This is a genomic window from Vibrio sp. R11-SG3-ISO9 (genome assembly GCF_059834255.1).
This window is the reverse complement of sequence record NZ_JCBDGU010000049.1, coordinates 1-18127: the sequence shown is the minus strand read 5'-3', so window position 1 is coordinate 18127 and position 18127 is coordinate 1. Positions and strand designations below refer to the sequence as shown.

The window sequence follows — 18127 nt, the reverse complement described above, 5'->3', positions numbered from 1 at the left end:
TACGTTCCCCACAGGTTTGAAAAATTTTTAACATTTTTTTCAATTCTGACGTAATCGTTTGCCTTTAAATCCCTACAAAACTTGCTATGTTTCTGGAGAAATAAATGCAAAATAATACCCTATGGTTCAATGGCCTATCCATGGAAGATGTCGACAAGGTCGGCGGTAAGAACGCCTCACTAGGCGAGATGGTTTCTAACCTATCCAATGCTGGTGTTTCTGTACCAAATGGTTTTGCTACCACTTCTTATGCGTTTAACGAGTTCCTAGACTACAAAGGTCTTGATGAGCGCATTCACCAACTACTTGATGAACTTGATGTTGAAGACGTTGAAGCGCTGCGTAAGACAGGTGCAACGATTCGCCAATGGGTTCTTGAAGCCCCTTTCCCAGAATCCCTAGAACAAGACATCCGCGATAACTACCGTGAGCTAATCGAAGGCAATGACGAATTGTCTGTAGCGGTTCGTTCATCGGCAACGGCGGAAGACCTTCCTGATGCTTCGTTTGCTGGTCAACAAGAGACCTTCCTAAACGTTAAAGGCATCGATGCTGTTCTAGAAGCAACAAAACACGTATACGCGTCTCTGTTTAACGACCGCGCTATCTCTTACCGTGTACACCAAGGCTTTGACCACCGTGGTATCTCGCTTTCTGCGGGTATCCAACGCATGGTTCGTTCAGACAAGGCCTCTTCAGGTGTAATGTTCACCCTTGATACAGAATCAGGCTTCGATCAAGTGGTGTTCATCACCTCATCTTGGGGTCTTGGTGAAATGGTTGTTCAAGGTGCAGTGAACCCAGATGAGTTCTACGTTCACAAGCCGATGCTTGAAGCGGGTCAGTACCCTATCGTTAAGAAAACGTTCGGTTCTAAACTGATCAAGATGATCTACTCAACTAACCAAGAGATCGGTAAGCAAGTTGATATCATCGACACAGATACTCAAGAGCGTAACGAGTTCTCACTAAACGATGAAGAGATCAAAGAGCTAGCAAAACAAGCGATGATCATCGAGAAGCACTACCAACGTCCAATGGATATTGAGTGGGCGAAAGATGGCATCGACGGTAAGCTTTACATTGTTCAAGCGCGTCCAGAGACCGTATGTTCTCAAAGCGAGCAAAACGTCATTGAGCGTTACGAACTAAGCAACAAAGCAGACGTAGCGGTTGAAGGCCGTGCTATCGGTCAACGTATCGGCTCTGGCCCTGTACGTCTGGTTGATTCATTGGATCAAATGTCTTTGGTTCAAGAAGGTGACGTTCTAGTCACTGACATGACTGACCCAGACTGGGAACCAGTGATGAAGAAAGCTTCTGCGATTGTAACCAACCGTGGCGGTCGTACTTGTCACGCAGCGATCATCGCTCGTGAACTTGGCATCCCAGCGATTGTTGGTTGTGGTGACGCAACAAGCCGCCTAGAAGATGGTTCTACAGTGACGGTTTCGTGTGCAGAAGGTGAAACAGGTTACGTTTACCAAGGCGAGCTGGATTTCGAAATCAAGCGTTCTGCCGTTGACGAACTACCACTGCTTCCAACCAAAGTGATGATGAACGTCGGTAACCCTGACCGTGCATTCGACTTCGCTCAAATCCCGAACGAAGGTGTTGGTCTAGCTCGTCTAGAATTCATCATCAACAAGATGATCGGTATTCACCCGAAAGCGCTACTTAACTTTGACGCACAGAGCGATGAGCTTAAAGCTGAAATCACTGAGCGTATCCGTGGCTACAAAGATCCTATCGATTTCTACGTAAGCAAGCTAACAGAGGGGATCGCGACTATCGCCTCTGCGTTCTGGCCTAAACGCGTGATCGTACGTATGTCTGACTTTAAGTCTAACGAATACAGCAACCTAGTCGGTGGTAAAGAGTTTGAACCGCATGAAGAGAACCCAATGCTGGGCTTCCGTGGTGCTTCTCGTTACATTTCTCCAGTATTCGAAGATTGCTTTGAGCTAGAAACTCAAGCGATCAAGCGCGTACGTAACGAGATGGGTCTTAAGAACGTTGAAATCATGATTCCTTTCGTACGTACTCCAAGCGAAGCGGCATCGGTTATCGATCTTCTAGCGAAATTCAACCTACGTCGTGGCGACCAAGGTCTGAAAGTGATCATGATGTGTGAGCTGCCATCTAACGCAGTATTGGCTGAAGAGTTCTTGAAGTACTTCGATGGCTTCTCTATCGGCTCCAACGACATGACTCAGCTAACGCTTGGCCTTGACCGTGACTCTGGTGATGTTGCTCATTTATTTGACGAGCGTAACCCAGCAGTGAAAGCGATGCTGAAGATGGCAATTGATGCAGCAACCAAAGCTGGCAAATACGTAGGTATCTGTGGCCAAGGTCCATCGGATCACGATGACCTAGCTGAATGGTTAATGGAGCAAGGCATCAGCTCTGTATCTCTAAACCCAGATTCGGTTATCGATACATGGTTGAAGTTAGGCAATGTTGCTAACAAATAACCTTCTCTAATCGAGATATGAATAAAGCCAGTCATTATGACTGGCTTTTGTTTTCAGCCGTTCCCTAGAAATAGTATCGAACCCCAACCCACGCTTCAGATTGCCAATCACTATCCAGACTCACACCATTTACGTCGATATCACCCTTGGTTAAATCGTAGCGAGTATTCAACCACCATGTGCGAGCACTGTTAATGGGTACATTCAAAGACGTCTTCAACGACAAGTTTTGCATGTTGATATCGTCACCTGATAGGTCTTGCCACTCAGGTACCAAGGAGACATACGCACCGGAGTCTCCAAGGTGTTTAGCGGTGATCAGCCCTAATGAGTAGCCAGTCAGGTTATCTTTGCCGACGCTTGCACCACCTATCTCCATGCTTCCTGTCATCAATCCCGCTCTTGGGAACACCAAGAAACCTTGGGTATAAGCAGGGTTAATTGCAACGACACCACCCACCGAAAGCAAATCGTTTTTAATGTTGGTTCTGGTGTTGATGTAGTCCAGTGACATACCAATCTTTGGTGTCGCTGCTATACCGGGCTCAAAAACATGAAAGTATTGGATACGCGAGTTGTTGTAGTCGGAACCAAACTTGTTCGGATCACTTTGAGTTGTATCGTTATCATCAACAAAAGTCGCTTCCGCCAGCAACGCAAACTGCTGACCATTTTCTAAACCACCCGATATCTGACCTTGGAACTGAATATCCGAACTACCGCTTAACATCAGTGCAGATTGCGTGTAAACCTTAGTTACGTCTGCAGGGTCAATCACTCTCTCTGAATCGGCGTGAGCGGGAAATACTAAGACTGAACCTACAGAGATCAAAAGAGCCAATTTTTTCATACTATTCTCGAATTGATGGCCTTCTTCCTTGAAGCTAAACCTCCCTGTGATGTCATTGAAATGAATTATTTGTCAGCAAGCAGCTTCGCTGCAGAACGCATTAACGCAGGGCCTTTGTTCTCACCAAAACCTGAGTGGTATGGATTGTTCGAAAACATCACGCCAACAAAGTCACGGTCTGGGTCGATGTAGATGAACTGACCTAGGTTGCCACTTTTCGCCATTGCACCATCATTGAAGATGAAGTCGAATTGATACGCGTTATAGTCGGCTTTTTCATGGAAAGCATGTAGAGAGCTCGTCTCTTTACTCGTACCAACAAAGGCTTTCGGATCGCCACTGCTACGGATGCGATCAATCACCGCTTGCGAAATCACAGGCTCTTCCGCCACAGCTTTCCAGCTTGGTGTGAACAAGGTGCCCCAACGCGCCATGTCTTCTACCGTTGTCGAAACCAGACCTACTGCGATTGCCATTCCGTCAGGCGTTAGATTGAACTGCATTGGTTGACGCGCATTCACCTTCGACCAAACGCGATCTTCAAACACTTCTGTCCAAGTTTTGTTTTCGATGTTCTCAGCAAGCTTCGTCAGCACCATGGTGTTAATAGATGCATAACGGAAATGGTCACCTGCTTGTTCGCCATCCAGTTTTTGTGCACCTTGAGCCACTTCCATCCATGTTTCCATTTCACCCGTTTTTGCACGAGGCGAGTTGAACGATGCCGCAAAGAAACGCACCACATCGGAGTCCGGGTTAAGGATTGATGCTAGCGTCTCTTCGTTATCGAGTGCCGTTGACATGTTTAATACTTGATGTACGGTGATGCCATCCCAGTTTGTACCTTTAAGCTCAGACACGTAATGAGTAATAGATTTCTCTGGGTCGACTTTGCCCTCTTCTGCCAGCATCGCAACCACAGCACCGACGGTTGTCTTAGCGGCTGAAGCCCATACGTGGGTATCTGTTGGGCTCATGCCTGGATATGCTTCATAAACAATCTCACCTTTGTGAATCAGCATAAAACCTTGAGTTCTAAACTGTTCATCGGCTAGGTACTGCTCCATTGTCAACTCACCTTTGGCGGTTGTGTCCACAGTCAATTTCGCCAAGCGAGGATCGATGTTCTTCACCAATGGCTTGTAGTTCTCATTGGGTGCAGCTAAAGCCGTTGGCATAAACTCACTCATGTGCATGTTGTAGTAAACACTGTGGTCACCACCCATCTGCCAATGGAAGTTGTTGAAGTTTTCACGCGCTGCGCTAGCAAACTCTGGGGTGAACGCCTTTGGTGCATCTTTGACCGTCAAAGTCACTTGAGCACCTTCCACTTGAAGAGCGGCTTCAACTGGGTTTTGAGCCACAACGTTTGATGCAAAGGCCAGCGATGAAACGGCAAATGATGAGATAATTAGGGCAAGGGGTTTAAGTTTCATGTTCTTCTCCTCTTTGGGTTGAGAGAAGTATAGGGAGGTTGGAGGGGTAAAATTAGGTCATTTGGTGACATTTAAAGTGATAGCGATTACCTTAATAAAGTCACCTCATTTGTAGCGATAGGCAAAAAGATGAAAAAGGCCACAGCCAATACCACCAATATTCTGTTGAGCTCGACCAGCAATATTGCACCCTATATTGAGTATTGCGATAAACGCTCGCTCGATTGGCGCTCAATCGCTCTTGAGTGTGGCTTGCCCCTTGAACTAACCCAATCCAGCCTGTGGCTACCGACGCAAGATTTAGTGCGATTCATAGACTTGCTTGAGCGTAAGTTTGGATACAGCATTGGCATCGAGGTGGGTATTAAAGCAACGCTCAAACAACTCTCACCAGCATTACATGAAAAGATTGAACAATGTGACTCGCTGGAACAAGCGATACGCTGCCTGATTGTCGAGATCCAGAATCTCAGCAATCACATCACCATCTGGACGGAGTACAAAGACGGTTTTTGGTGGTTGTGTCATCGCAGTTGTTATCGCCCTTCCACTGCCGGGTTTGAACAAGCAGAGTGGTTCAGAACGCTGACCATAATCAGCCTCTGTCGCAGCTTTATCGATCCTCGTTGGCAGCCATCACACGCAAAACTGGTCTCTTCGAGCCAAAATTCGAATAAACTCCCACATCATTTCCATTACTCGCATATTCAATTTCAGCAAGCCTATGGTGCAATCGTCATTCCATTGGCAGAGGGTTATCGAGCCATCGATGAAAAAACTGCATCGCTTGATTGGCACGACTCGGTCATCACCTTAATCGACACCTATGCCACATTGCCATGGTTCAACATAGATTGGTTTGCTGAGATGCTCGGTATGACGAAACGAACCCTACAAAGGAATCTAAAAAGCCGTGACATTCTTTTTAAAGATGAGAAAGAGAAAGTGCGTTATAAAAGAGCGACACAGTTGTTAGAGCAGACCGACTTATCAGTACAAGAGATCAGCTGGCAAGTCGGCTACAGTGATCTAAGTAACTTCAATCGCGCCTTCAAAAAGTGGGCAGATGTCACTGCACCACAGTATCGACGCAATTATCGCAACACAGAATAGACAATACCGCGTATTGGTATCCGCAAGACATTACGCTATCCTTTAGCCAAATCTACATTGAACGGTGAACCGCCGTCCCCTCAATAATGCAAAGACTAATATGAATTCAACAACTGCAACGCCCTCACCGTCTCTAAGCAGGCAACTCTTTACTATGACCTGGCCAATGCTGTTCGGCGTGCTTTCATTGATGAGTTTTCAGCTTGTCGACAGTGCTTTTATTGGTCAATTGGGCGTATTACCACTGGCGGCTCAAGGTTTCACCCTGCCAATTCAGATGATCATCATTGGGATTCAAGTTGGACTTGGTATCGCGACCACGGCGGTCATTGCACGTGCTATCGGAGCAAAGAAGACGCGTTATGCTAAGCAACTGGGTGGCTTGGTGGTTGCAATGGGCGGTGTAGGCGTAGCACTGTTTTCGGTGATCATTTACCTGCTGCGTGGCCCAATTTTGCAATTGTTGGACGCCCCTGAATCGGTTTTTCCAATCATTGATTCTTACTGGATCTACTGGCTCGTCAGCTCGTGGACAGGTGCAATGCTGTATTTCTTCTATAGCGTCTGTCGTGCCAATGGCAATACCATGCTTCCAGGTACTATGATGATCGCCACCAGTTTGATTAACCTTGTGCTCGATCCGATCTTCATTTTCACTCTGGACTTAGGCATCAATGGTGCGGCGATCGCAACGATCATCGCCTTTGGCGTGGGTATCCTGATTGTGGCACCTAAGATTACCAAGAAACATTGGCTCACTTTCGATTGGCAAGACTTGAACATTAGCAAAAGTGTTCGATCAATTGGCCATATTATGGGACCTGCAATGATCAGCCAATTGCTACCCCCAGTATCCTCAATGTTGGCAACCAAACTACTAGCAAGTTACGGTACCGCTGCAGTTGCGGCTTGGGCATTGGGCTCACGCTTTGAGTTTTTCTCTATCGTTTCTGTTCTGGCTCTAACCATGTCGATGCCACCAATGGTTGGTCGTATGCTAGGTGAAAAGAACCTGACTGACATTCGCAGTTTAATCAAGATAGCTGCTACCTTTGTGCTTGGTTTTCAGGTTGTGATTGCACTCGTTACTTGGCTATTCTCAAACGGGTTAGCAGGGCTAATGACTAGCGACAATGATGTAACAACAATCTTGAACTACCACCTAATGATTGTCCCAATCAGCCTTGGCCCTCTAGGTATTTGTATGTTGATGGTATCGGTATCAAACGCACTAGGTAAGTCGTATACCGCGCTGACGATTTCAGCTCTGCGTCTGTTTGCTTTCTTCTTACCTTGTTTATGGATTGGCTCTCAAATAGGGGGAATTGAAGGTCTGTTCTGGGGTGCCATGGTCGGTAATGTGTTTGCTGGAACCTGTGCTTGGTTGCTATCTCAACGCGCACTTAAACAAGTTGAATTAAAGCTGGCAGCCGAATAATACACTTAACCTTCTCCACAATTACAAAGCAGCCACCTCGGCTGCTTTTTCATATCTAAGACTAAATTCCTGCCCTATCAATAGAGTTTTTTAGAACCCAAACTCTCTAAACTTCAATTTGATCACCTAACATTAGCCATTATTCCATCTATAGAATAAATGCATTCATATCATGCATTTAAGAAGTAAATTGGTCTATTTTATCAGCGCTCATTAGAAATTGTTCTAGATCATTAAAGTATTCAAAAACGCAATCTTTGATTTTAAATAATTAAACTTTGATACGGTTTACGGAATTAAACTCATATCTCCATTTTCTAGTGACCTTGTTCAAGTATCACCCACAAAGCCGATTAAAAACGGAAATATTGTTGGGATTTACATCACATTTTCTCGGTTTACAGAAGTTTACTCAGGATTGCCCAATTACCACTAAAGGAGTAGCTTTCAGTCATTGAGTTCAAAAATGTAAACCGAAATGATGAGTGTAAAACAAGTTCGATTCAGTGATGAAGATAGAGAGTGTTTGAGCAATTACTTTCGCTTAGCAGACACAATCGCCGACCTAATTGGTCCTTACTGCGAGGTGGTGATCCACTCTTTTGAAAGCCTCGAAAATTCAGTGGTCAAGATCGTCAACGGTCACCATACCGGCCGAGAAATCGGCTCGCCTATTACTGACTTAGGCTTACGTATGTGGAGCACATTCGAGAAAACTGGAGAAGTGTCGCCGAAAAGCTACTTCACCAATGCTGCTGATGGTTCTTTACTAAAATCAACGACATGCATTCTAGCTGGCCCAGATAAAAAACCAATTGGCATGCTTTGTATCAACATGAACTTGTCATTCCCATTTCCAGAGATCGTTAAGACCTTAATGCCCCAGTGCAACGCACCTCAGACGCTAGTAAGCGAGACATTCAGTAACAACGCCAACGACGTTATTCAACAGGCGCTTAACTCTGCCATTCAAGACGTGGAGCAAGATGACACTGTGTCACCGAAAGGCCACAACAAAGCCATTATTCGCAACCTATTCGACAACGGTGTCTTTGAATTAAAAGAAACCACCACGCAAGTATCCGAACAACTTGGGATAAGCCGTCAGGCCGTCTACAAGTTTATCCGTGAATTTAAATCAGAATAAAAAATTAATAAGTTAGGAGTTATATCGTGAAACAGATCATTACCACTGAACAAGCACCTGCGGCTATCGGTCCTTACTCTCAAGGAGCAGCTTACGGCGAAATGGTTTACACCTCAGGCCAACTACCACTGGTTCCAGAAACCATGCAGTTTGTTGAGGGCGGCATTAAAGAACAAGCTCGTCAGTCTCTAGAAAACTTAAAAGCCGTTCTAGAAGCAAGTGGGGCTAGCCTCGAGACAGTATTAAAGACGACGTGTTTCTTGTCAGATATGGAGAACTTCGTTGCTTTTAATGAGGTGTATACCGAAGTGTTTGGAACCGAGAACGCACCTGCTCGCTCTTGTGTTGAAGCAGCAAGATTACCAAAAGACGCACTGGTTGAAGTTGAAGCCATCGCATACAAAAAATAATCGAATTTAATGGGGTCAATAGGAGATTCTCATGAGCGTTTCATTTTTAGGATTAAGCATACTGTTCTTCGGGTTCTACGCACTACTTTCGAACTTTAAGAAACAGAAAAAGAGTTTCAACTTCCGCGTATTAAGCGCATTGGCAGCTGGTCTACTATTTGGTGGAGCTATCCAACTGGTATTCGGCGTCGGCAACACGGCGACAGCAGGCTTTGCTGAGCTAATTTCAGTATTCGGTAAAGGCTACATCAAACTGCTACAAATGATCGTTATCCCACTGGTATTCGTGGCGATGATCTCTTCGATCATGAACGTAGAGGGCGGTGGCGCACTGTCTCGTATCGCACCAAAAATCATCGGCATTCTGCTTTTCACTTGTGCAATTTCAGCAGCAGTTGGTATTGCAAGTATCTACCTGTTTGGTATCGATGCAAACGCACTAGTGAGCACGATTGGTACCAACAGTGCTATCGAAGCACGTGGTGATTCACTGGTAGCGACACAAGATGCAATGGCGAGCAGCGGTCTGTCTGGTATGGCTCTGTCTATCATTCCAACCAACATCTTCGACATGCTAACGGGCTCAGAGCGTACTTCTACGCTATCAACAGTACTGTTCGGTATGTTCCTAGGTTACTGCATCCTGCAAGTTAAAAACCGTAAACCTGAAAAAGTGCAAAACTTCGTTGATTTCATCAACTCGGCAAAAGAAGTGGTGCTTTCAATGGTACGTGAAATCTTAAAGCTGACGCCTTACGGTGTATTCGCTCTAATGACCACGTTCATGATGACCAACGACTTGTTCGCACTCGCTGAAATGGGTCGCTTCTTACTAGCAAGCTATGTAGCAATTGGCGTGATGTTCGCCATCCACTTCGTGATGGTATCAATGTTCGGCCTTTCTCCAGCGAAATTCATGAAGAAAATCTGGCCTGTATTGGTATTCGGCTTCGGCTCTCGTTCAAGCATGGCGGCTATCCCACTTAACGTTGAAACACAAACTCAACGCCTAGGTGTAGACGAAGAAACAGCAAACATGTCAGCGACATTCGGTACCAGTATCGGTCAGAACGGTTGTGCGGGTATCTACCCAGCAATGCTAGCCATCATGGCGGCACAAGTCATGGGTATGCCAGTTGACCTAGGCTTCATCCTACAGCTGATTGCTGTAATCGCTATTGCTTCATTCGGTATCGCAGGTGTTGGTGGCGGTGCAACGTTCGCAGCTGTGGCGGTACTTACCATCATGGGTCTAGACATTACGGTCGTCGCGATTCTGGTTTCTATTGAAGCACTAATCGATATGGCTCGTACCGCGCTTAACATCTCCGGTTCTATGTTGTCTGGTGTTCTAACCGCGAAGAAGAATGGTTCGCTAAATACTGAACAATACAACGCTGACGCCGCTGCTACAGTAACAAAAGAAGCAGCTGTGTAATTCTTAGCATTTATCAAGAGCACTCAACATGAGTGCTCTTTTGTTTCCCTGAATTCAGGTTTTTAGGTAGTAAATATGAAAGTTGTTGTTATAGGCGGTAGCGCTGCTGGTATGAGTTTCGCGGCAAAGTACAAACGTAATCAACCATCTGATGAGGTGATTGTCTTGGATAAGCGCAATTACATCTCGTTCGGAGCCTGTGGCTTGCCTTACTTCGCGGGTGGTATGTTTGATGACACCGAGCGGATGATTTCTCGAACGCCAGAACAGGCAATTAAATCTGGTTTAGACGTGCGTATTGAAACTGAAATGATCGCACTAAACCGCATTGAAAAGCAGATTAAAGTTCGTCACCAAGGAGAAGAAAGCACCATCGATTACGATATGTTGGTGATTGCGACGGGCGCGCGTCCAATAGTTCCATCATTCGGCGAGTTTAACCCAGAGCACGTATACACGCTAACCAGCATGGAAGATGGCTTGGCGGTAAAAGAAGCACTTAAGGACAACAGTAAACAACGCGTTTGCGTAATTGGTGGAGGCTTTATTGGGCTTGAGGTATTCGATGCCGCACATCTATTAGGTAAACAAGTGACCATCATTGAGCGTGAGCAGCACGTGATGAGTCGTCAATTTAGCCCAGAAATGATTGAAGTAGTAGAAGGCGCGATTCGTGAATCTGGTGCTGAGCTTAAAACGAGTTGCAGCGTGTCTGCTATTTGCGATGCAGAGCAAGGTGGTTACCTCATCGAAACAGACAACGGCAATATTGAGGCTGACGTGGTGATCATGTCACTGGGCTTTAAACCAAATACCGAAGCATTCGAATTACCAAAATCTGCCAACGGAGCGTTGTTGGTGAATGAATTCGGCGCGACTGAAGACGTTTATATCCATGCTATTGGCGACTGTGCGGTCGTTCACCATATGGCTTTAGGGAAACCTGTTTATGTCCCACTCGCAACCACAGCGAACAAACAAGCGCGTATGATGGCAGACAAGTTGGCAGGTAAAGATACTTATATGGATGGCTTCCTTGGCTCATCTTGTTTGAAAGTGTTGGACTACGAACTAGCATGCACAGGCGTATCTGAACTTCTAGCAAAAGAACACGATTTAGATATTAAGGTTTCAACCATTTCAGATAAAAACCAGACCGATTACTACCCAGGGCAAGAAGACATCAATGTAAAGCTGGTTTACCATCCAGAAACCAAAGTTCTCCTCGGTGGCGAGATTATCGGTAAAAAAGGCGCAGTAGGCCGCATCAATGCGTTAGCTGTTGCGATCACAGCGAAGATGACCACCCAACAACTCGGCTACATGGACTTCTGTTACGCCCCCCCATTCGCACGAACTTGGGATGCACTAAACGTGGCAGGCAATGTAGCGAAGTAATCTGTGTTTACACTCTACCAAGCTTGGTCCAATCTCTGACCTTTACCCAAAGCAGCCACCACAGGCTGCTTTTTTGTTTATCCGCTCTCAACAAAATTGGAACTATCAATTCGTGCCACAATCTGACTTAGTGCAATATTTGATCGAACTTTAAAAGCTTACAAACAACAAGTGATATATAATCATCAAGAAAATATAAAAATAAAATCAGTACTCTTATACGTCTTAGGCTAGGTAACTAAATATTCAATATGGATGCTATTCGCAAGGTTTATCAATACGCTGAACCAAACCTGACCCTTGTCGGGTGGATGGGCTTTGTCGGCTTCCCAGTCTATTACATAGTCTGGGAGTTAATGTTTCCGCAGCCCTATGAAAACCTGCCATTGCGCGTGTTCTGCTCAACACTGTTCTTCGGCATCATATACCGACATCGCTTCCCATTTCGCTGGAGAAAGTACCTCCCGGCGTACTATCAAGTTGTCACAACAATCTGCTTACCCGGCTTCTTCTTTTACATGTTGCTGATGAACAGTTGGTCGAACGTGTGGGTAATGTCGTTCATGGCAGCAATATTCCTGCATATCCTGTTAGTTCACATCACCAGAGTCATGTTCGCTCAAACTTTTGCGGGAATTGGGTTAGCAAGCTTGTGTGCATGGGTAGCACAAGGGTTTCACCTTGATATCACTATGGACTGGACGCATGTTCCTATCTTCTTATTCATCTATTTGTTCGGTAACTTGTTCTATGTTCGCAACCAAGTAGAACACGAAGCGAGAGTCTCTCTTGCTAAATCTTTTGGTGCTGGTATTGCCCACGAAATGCGTAACCCACTAAGCGGTTTGCTCACCTCGATTGATGTTATTCAATCGGTACTTCCTAATCCGAAGCAGGTAACACAAGGTCAGTACACCTTAAAACATGACGACGTCGTATTACTTAAGAAAGTCAGCGACGATGCGATGAACATCATTCGCAGTGGTAACGAGACGATAGACCTTCTATTAACGTCAATTGACGAGAACCGTGTATCACGTTCAACGTTTAAGAAACACTCAGCGAAAAATGTAGTGACCGAGGCGATCGAAAGCTTCAGTTACAAGCGCTCGACTGACAGAAAGGCTATCTCGTTAAATGTACAAGGTGATTTCGAATTTCTTGGTAGTGACACCTTATTCAAGTATGTGATGTATAACTTGTTTAAGAATGCTTTCCACCACCGTAGTTCGGATGAATTTCATATCCATGTCTCGATGTATAATGAGGGCAGAACCAACAGCGTAACAGTAACGGATAACGGCTCTGGTATCTCTAATGAGGTCATGCGCAATATTTTCCAAGACTTCTACACCACAGGTAAGTCGGGTAGCTATGGGTTGGGGTTGCCATTTTGCCAAAAAGTGATGAAAGCTTTTGGTGGTGATATTCAGTGCCAGTCTGAACTCGGAGAATGGTCTCAGTTCACACTTTCGTTCCCATTGATAGGTTCAAATACTGTGGCCGAGATTCAGAGTGAGCTGACCAAACTGAAATCAGTATTAATGATTTGCGAACAGAACATTCTAACCACAAGAATGACCGAGATTAGCCGATTTATGGGCTTCGATTTAACTGTGATCAACCCAGCATCAGCGCTGAATCGCAAAGAGTATGAATTTGAGTGTGACGTTATCTTTGTTGACGCTGAAGCTCTCGTTAAACAGCCCAAGCAGCTAAAAGCAATTGAGTCACTGCTGTCATTTACCGAGGCGCGTGTCGCTTACCTTTATGAGCACTCAACAACCCAGCAAATCGGCTCTATGCTACCTAATGTAAAATGGATAGAAACCCAAGCTTGGTTGCTCAATACAAAATCAACCGTCGACGGCCTGTTTTTCGATAGTGAAACACTGTCACCACATTCTAACTTCGAGCCGCTTAAGACCTCTAAGAAAGGTACGATTATGGTGGTTGACGACAATGAGTCACTGCGCAGGTTTACTGCAATGCTTATCGCCAAACAAGGCTTTGAAGTCATCGAAAAAGAAGACGGTCAGCAGGCGTTAGATGCCCTAGACAAGAGTAATGTAGATCTAATCCTAATGGACATTGAGATGCCAGTCATGAATGGTGTTGAAGCATCTCGACGTATCCGAGGATCCAACAAAGCTTATTCAAAGATCCCTATCATTGCACACACGGGCGACAGCTCCCCAGTCACGCTTGAGCAGATTGGTGAATCAGGAATGTCCGACTTTATTGTTAAGCCCGCGGATAAAAACCGCCTGTTCGATAAGATTGCCAACTGGGTTTAAACACTTGAATAAGAGCTCAGTATTTCACTGAGCTCTATTTGTGTATTTACGACTACCCTATCTTAATTGAGTGCCGTTTTCGTCTACACAAACTGTAGATCCTTGTGATTAAATGCCTGTTGGCAAACCGTCAACACATGATCAATGTCGCTCATACTCAAGTCAGAATTCACAGAAAAGCGGATGATGTTGTTATTTTTCGCGGTTGCAGGCCGGCAAAATACCGCGCCAAACACATCGTTGTTTTCTAAGAAGTCTCTAACTCTTTCGGTATTTCGTTCATCCCCACATTCCAATGCAATAATCTGAGAATCACTGCGAATATTGAATCCTATCTTTGACAAGCCATCTTTCAGTAATGTAGAGCACTCAAACAACCGCTCCCGTCTCTCGTCAGCACTTTTAATAACCTGCAGTGTTTTCTCTAAACGACTCACTTCCTCAGGCAACACCGTCGAGCTAAATATTGCAGGAAACGCGACAAAAGGCAGTGAATCTGCCATTGATTTCGGACCAAGAATAGCACCAGCCCGATAAGCGAAAGCTTTAGCCAAACTCACAGTCATAAAATCAACCTGCTCAGTCAGTCCGAGTTCATGCACCAGACCCGCTCCTTGCTTCCCATGGGTTCCTAGGGAATGGGACTCATCGACAATTAGTGCGCAGCCAAACTCTTGAGCCATTTCGTAGATGTCAGCGAGAGGTGCGACAGTACCAATCGTGCTGTAGACAGAGTCGACCACAATCACACCTGCGCCATGGCGTTGAAGCTGTTTGCGCAGATGAGTCATGTTGTTGTGTCGAAATGGGCGAGCAACTGCATTGGCGGCACGTATACCTTCCCAAAGCGACATATGCGCATAGTGATCGATATAGACAGGCGTGTTTTCAGCACATATCGTCTGCAATAAACCGACGTTCGCCGCCCAACCTGATTGAGACAACAAACAACTCTCCATTCCAACTAACTCAGCTAATTGTTGCTCAAACTCGGGTTTAGAGTCTTCATCTTGCAAAAAGATCGAAGACATCACGACGCTTTGACCATCATTTTTAATTGCATCTCTGTGTGCTTGCTGGATATCTGGGTGATTTGACAAAGCTAGGTAATCATTGCTTTGCATCACAACAGAGCTCGATCTTGGGCGCTGACCCAGTACCAAGTGCTTTTTGTTCATGTTCGGCGCAATCAGATCTTGAATAAAATAGTTAAGGCGTTCCTCAACAAAGGAAGGTAATGGTTTTGTTTTAGAATTATCACTCATAGTAAGTTCTCTTCGTAATACAGAAAAACGCCAGCGCTGACAGCTGTATATTGAAGAAAAAAACGCACCTGTTAAGTGGTGAGTTGCATATTTTTGCAGCGACTTGCAAACTCGGAATTTAAGGATTTAAGGAGGGGGAACAGTCATTAGGATTCGGGAATACACCCTTTACTCGGGTGTACTAAAAATCAAAGATTCACGATGTTTTTCAAGCTCGAAAAATGATGATGCTCACGCTGCGGTGTAACAACGTGAGCATTAATTCAAAGCATTTTCAGATAGTAAATTGGTTGAAGACTACTGGTTGAGCACACTGTTATGAGATATCAACAACCACCTTGCCGGTAACCTGACCGCTGGCTAAACGTTCGTGCGCAGCACCTGCTTCTTCTAATGTGAAGCGTTGACTATCGACAACCGGGGTAAGCTCGCCGGCTTCGACAATATCGGCAATAGCTTTTAAGATCTTGTGGTGCTCAGGTCGACCAACGTTGTGGATCATCGGGATCAACATGAACACAACATGCAGTGACAAGCCCTTTAGATGAACCATAGTGAGGTCGAGTTCATTCATCGAGACTGTTGTTGCGATCTGGCCATTAAGCATAGTCGCTTCAATGGAGTTATTGAGATTCAAACCACCAACCGAGTCAAACACCAAATCAAAACCAACACCATCAGTATGCTTGGCAACGTAATCTGCCACTGTCTCGTTTCTGTAATCGATAGGAGTAGCGCCAAGCTTTGTAATCAGATCATTCTTGACACCCTGAGTACCGGTAGCATAAACATCCGTTCCGAAGTGTTTTGCCAATTGAAGTGCGATATGTCCAACACCACCTGCCCCACCATGTACAAGAACTTTCTGCCCAGCCGTGATACCAGTTCGCATTAGTCCTTCATAAGCGGTAATACCCACTAGTGGAATGGCAGCAGCTTCACGCATGGAGATATTCTTCGGCTTGTGAGCAACAAGATTGGCGTCAGCTAACATAAATTCTGCCAATGAGCCCTGTAAGTCCCCTAAACCGCCAGCACAGCCATATACCTCATCTCCAATCGCATAACCTGCAACACCTTCACCAACAGCTTCTATAGTGCCAGCAAAGTCCATACCGAGAACACCTGGTAGTTGAGGATGGAAGGGGAGCGCTTCACCCATTTCACGTAGCATCATATCTACGGTGTTTACGCTAGAAGCCGCAACCTTAACCAATAGGTGACCAGCCTTAACCTGTGGCTTTTCAATATCAGCTACTTCAAATACCTCTGTACCGCCAAACTTACGAATCACTGTCGCTTTCATACCGTAGAACCCCTATCCATTGCTTTGCGTTGTTTGTACGCAACTAGTATAGGCAGCACTGTGAGGTTTATAAGACGACAAGGCACAGAATCAGTTTTAAGTTTTTGTTAAGAATTGAGCATTTGGAGAGACAATCTTCGAATCTAATCGAAGTAAGGATTTAATGGAAAAGTAGAGATCTAAAAGAGCCGAAGCTGGCGTCTCTGGCTCTCAACAAATTTGTTTTGGCGGCATACCTAACGGGAAATTAAAGGATGGAAATATTTTATAAACGTTGGATTAAAAAGTAGGGAAGAGAGTAATCGAGTCACACTTCACGGCCAAGAAGATCATTAGTATGTTTCGTTTAACAGGCTAATCGGACACTTCAAATAGACTACATCTACATTCAGCTTTTTCCCATTTTTATCTACGCCCTTCGTAATTAATTTAGTTACATTGCCTTCTGAAATCGTCATATTCAATGTAATGTTTACATCACTTAATCGAACATCGAGCCATCCTGATTTGGTTAACTTCGGACGTTCTCTTCGGCTACTCTTATTAAACTGTATAATACACTCATACATCTTTCCTAACACACCATTTTTTTTCAATCCAAATTCTTTCGCTTCCTGACTTGGCGCGATAGTAAATGATGTATTTTCGTCTACACCATGCAATACATCCTGAATAGGTAAACTCGTTATTTCTAGATAAGTATGATAGAAAAAAGCCAAAATATGGATGAACAGTACACATACAATCCAAGTGCTAACTTTCTTTCCTTTTATTTCCACTTTTCAAAACCATACTTCGGGTGAATCATAACCTCTCCCCGACCATAGCTCTTCGAGGAGGCCTCCCATAATCATAATAATTACAAACTGTTAGGTCGTAATTAAACAAAGAATTTTATAGGTTAACACCTCTTAGAAACATAAAGTGAAGCTAAAGTCGTGATAAAGACTGCAGAAATGAAAAAAGCCCGCTGATTTCTCAGCGGGCTTTTAAATGGTGGTGGAGGGATAGGGATTTGAACCCTAGAACCGCTATTAACGGTTGCCGGTTTTCAAGACCGGTGCTTTCGACCACTCAGCCATCCCTCCAACAAATTGTTACTAAAATCAGTCTTAATTTGGTGCTGTTTCTAGTTTTGCTTTCAGTTTTTTAAAACTGAAAGCGTAAAGCAAGCCTGGCGATGTCCTACTCTCACATGGGGAAGCCCCACACTACCATCGGCGCTATTGCGTTTCACTTCTGAGTTCGGCATGGAATCAGGTGGGTCCACAACGCTATGGTCGCCAAGCAAATTCTTTCTTCTCTGATTTTCTTTCAGAAAAGTAATCTGGAAAGCTGTTTCTTGTTCTCTAAACTCATTCAAGTGTTCTTGTTTGCTTCTGCTTTTTAAAGCGGAAACAACAGTTTTGAGTCCATCAAAACCCCTTGGGTGTTGTATGGTTAAGCCTCACGGGCAATTAGTACAGGTTAGCTCAACGCCTCACAGCGCTTACACACCCTGCCTATCAACGTTCTAGTCTTGAACAACCCTTTAGGACGCTTAAAGCGTCAG

Annotated in this window: 13 protein-coding genes, 1 tRNA gene and 2 rRNA genes; 8 read left to right on the top strand and 8 right to left on the bottom strand. The window is 44.9% G+C overall.

Going from position 1 to position 18127, the window contains the following annotated elements; genetic code table 11:
* The first annotated feature begins 104 nt into the window (after positions 1–104).
* The gene (gene ppsA / locus AC6R05_RS17735) at positions 105–2477 is read left to right on the top strand and encodes a phosphoenolpyruvate synthase (protein WP_500648168.1); all 2373 of its coding nucleotides are present in this window, start codon (positions 105–107) and stop codon (positions 2475–2477) included.
* 64 nt (positions 2478–2541) lie between these two features.
* Here the strand turns inward: ppsA and AC6R05_RS17730 are convergent, their stop codons facing one another.
* Together AC6R05_RS17730 and AC6R05_RS17725 are read right to left on the bottom strand one after the other, a co-directional pair.
* A complete protein-coding gene (locus tag AC6R05_RS17730; protein ID WP_500648167.1) occupies positions 2542–3327 on the bottom strand; it encodes a hypothetical protein in 786 nt (261 codons plus the stop codon).
* A gap of 65 nt (positions 3328–3392) precedes the next feature.
* Positions 3393–4763, bottom strand: a complete 1371-nt coding sequence (locus AC6R05_RS17725) for a serine hydrolase domain-containing protein (protein ID WP_500648166.1) — start codon at positions 4761–4763, stop codon at positions 3393–3395.
* A gap of 129 nt (positions 4764–4892) precedes the next feature.
* Here AC6R05_RS17725 and AC6R05_RS17720 point away from each other — a divergent pair, with 129 nt between their 5' ends.
* The 7 genes from AC6R05_RS17720 (at position 4893) to AC6R05_RS17690 (ending at position 14004) form a co-directional block, all read left to right on the top strand.
* A complete protein-coding gene (locus AC6R05_RS17720; protein WP_500648165.1) occupies positions 4893–5876 on the top strand; it encodes a helix-turn-helix domain-containing protein in 984 nt (327 codons plus the stop codon).
* A gap of 100 nt (positions 5877–5976) precedes the next feature.
* Positions 5977–7314 carry an MATE family efflux transporter gene (locus AC6R05_RS17715; protein WP_500648164.1) on the top strand — a complete coding sequence of 446 codons (1338 nt, stop codon included), beginning with the start codon at positions 5977–5979 and terminating at the stop codon, positions 7312–7314.
* 478 nt (positions 7315–7792) lie between these two features.
* Positions 7793–8461: a helix-turn-helix transcriptional regulator gene (locus tag AC6R05_RS17710; protein ID WP_500648163.1), complete on the top strand. Its 669-nt coding sequence runs from the start codon at positions 7793–7795 to the stop codon at positions 8459–8461.
* A gap of 26 nt (positions 8462–8487) precedes the next feature.
* Positions 8488–8871 (top strand): RidA family protein, encoded by a 384-nt coding sequence (locus AC6R05_RS17705; protein WP_500648162.1) that lies wholly within the window; start codon positions 8488–8490, stop codon positions 8869–8871.
* 31 nt (positions 8872–8902) lie between these two features.
* Positions 8903–10309, top strand: coding sequence for a cation:dicarboxylate symporter family transporter (locus AC6R05_RS17700; RefSeq protein WP_500648161.1), 1407 nt, complete (start codon positions 8903–8905; stop codon positions 10307–10309).
* Between the two features lie 75 nt (positions 10310–10384).
* Entirely contained in the window at positions 10385–11707 is a 1323-nt protein-coding gene (locus AC6R05_RS17695) for a CoA-disulfide reductase (RefSeq protein ID WP_500648160.1), read from the top strand.
* A 251-nt stretch (positions 11708–11958) separates the two neighbouring features.
* Positions 11959–14004, top strand: a complete 2046-nt coding sequence (locus AC6R05_RS17690) for an ATP-binding response regulator (protein ID WP_500648159.1) — start codon at positions 11959–11961, stop codon at positions 14002–14004.
* Between the two features lie 83 nt (positions 14005–14087).
* Here the strand turns inward: AC6R05_RS17690 and cqsA are convergent, their stop codons facing one another.
* The 6 genes from cqsA to AC6R05_RS17660 all read right to left on the bottom strand — a co-directional run.
* A complete protein-coding gene (gene cqsA / locus AC6R05_RS17685; RefSeq protein ID WP_500648219.1) occupies positions 14088–15320 on the bottom strand; it encodes an alpha-hydroxyketone-type quorum-sensing autoinducer synthase in 1233 nt (410 codons plus the stop codon).
* Between the two features lie 265 nt (positions 15321–15585).
* Positions 15586–16575, bottom strand: coding sequence for a zinc-dependent alcohol dehydrogenase family protein (locus tag AC6R05_RS17680; protein WP_500648158.1), 990 nt, complete (start codon positions 16573–16575; stop codon positions 15586–15588).
* A 332-nt stretch (positions 16576–16907) separates the two neighbouring features.
* The gene (locus tag AC6R05_RS17675; RefSeq protein WP_500648157.1) at positions 16908–17354 is read right to left on the bottom strand and encodes a hypothetical protein; all 447 of its coding nucleotides are present in this window, start codon (positions 17352–17354) and stop codon (positions 16908–16910) included.
* A gap of 218 nt (positions 17355–17572) precedes the next feature.
* Positions 17573–17663, bottom strand: a tRNA-Ser gene (locus tag AC6R05_RS17670).
* An 84-nt stretch (positions 17664–17747) separates the two neighbouring features.
* A 5S ribosomal RNA gene (gene rrf, locus AC6R05_RS17665) occupies positions 17748–17863 on the bottom strand.
* 148 nt (positions 17864–18011) lie between these two features.
* Positions 18012–18127 (bottom strand): 23S ribosomal RNA (locus tag AC6R05_RS17660); the annotation flags it as partial.

What these genes read in the sequence shown, in the direction of transcription:
- AC6R05_RS17695 (WP_500648160.1), top strand. Translation starts at nt 10,385, where the DNA reads ATGAAAGTTGTTGTTATAGGCGGTAGCGCTGCTGGTATGAGTTTCGCG.
- AC6R05_RS17720 (WP_500648165.1), top strand. Translation starts at nt 4,893, where the DNA reads ATGAAAAAGGCCACAGCCAATACCACCAATATTCTGTTGAGCTCGACC.
- AC6R05_RS17700 (WP_500648161.1), top strand. Translation starts at nt 8,903, where the DNA reads ATGAGCGTTTCATTTTTAGGATTAAGCATACTGTTCTTCGGGTTCTAC.
- AC6R05_RS17715 (WP_500648164.1), top strand. Translation starts at nt 5,977, where the DNA reads ATGAATTCAACAACTGCAACGCCCTCACCGTCTCTAAGCAGGCAACTC.
- AC6R05_RS17725 (WP_500648166.1), bottom strand. Translation starts at nt 4,763, where the DNA reads ATGAAACTTAAACCCCTTGCCCTAATTATCTCATCATTTGCCGTTTCA.
- AC6R05_RS17690 (WP_500648159.1), top strand. Translation starts at nt 11,959, where the DNA reads ATGGATGCTATTCGCAAGGTTTATCAATACGCTGAACCAAACCTGACC.
- ppsA (WP_500648168.1), top strand. Translation starts at nt 105, where the DNA reads ATGCAAAATAATACCCTATGGTTCAATGGCCTATCCATGGAAGATGTC.
- AC6R05_RS17710 (WP_500648163.1), top strand. Translation starts at nt 7,793, where the DNA reads ATGATGAGTGTAAAACAAGTTCGATTCAGTGATGAAGATAGAGAGTGT.
- AC6R05_RS17680 (WP_500648158.1), bottom strand. Translation starts at nt 16,575, where the DNA reads ATGAAAGCGACAGTGATTCGTAAGTTTGGCGGTACAGAGGTATTTGAA.
- AC6R05_RS17730 (WP_500648167.1), bottom strand. Translation starts at nt 3,327, where the DNA reads ATGAAAAAATTGGCTCTTTTGATCTCTGTAGGTTCAGTCTTAGTATTT.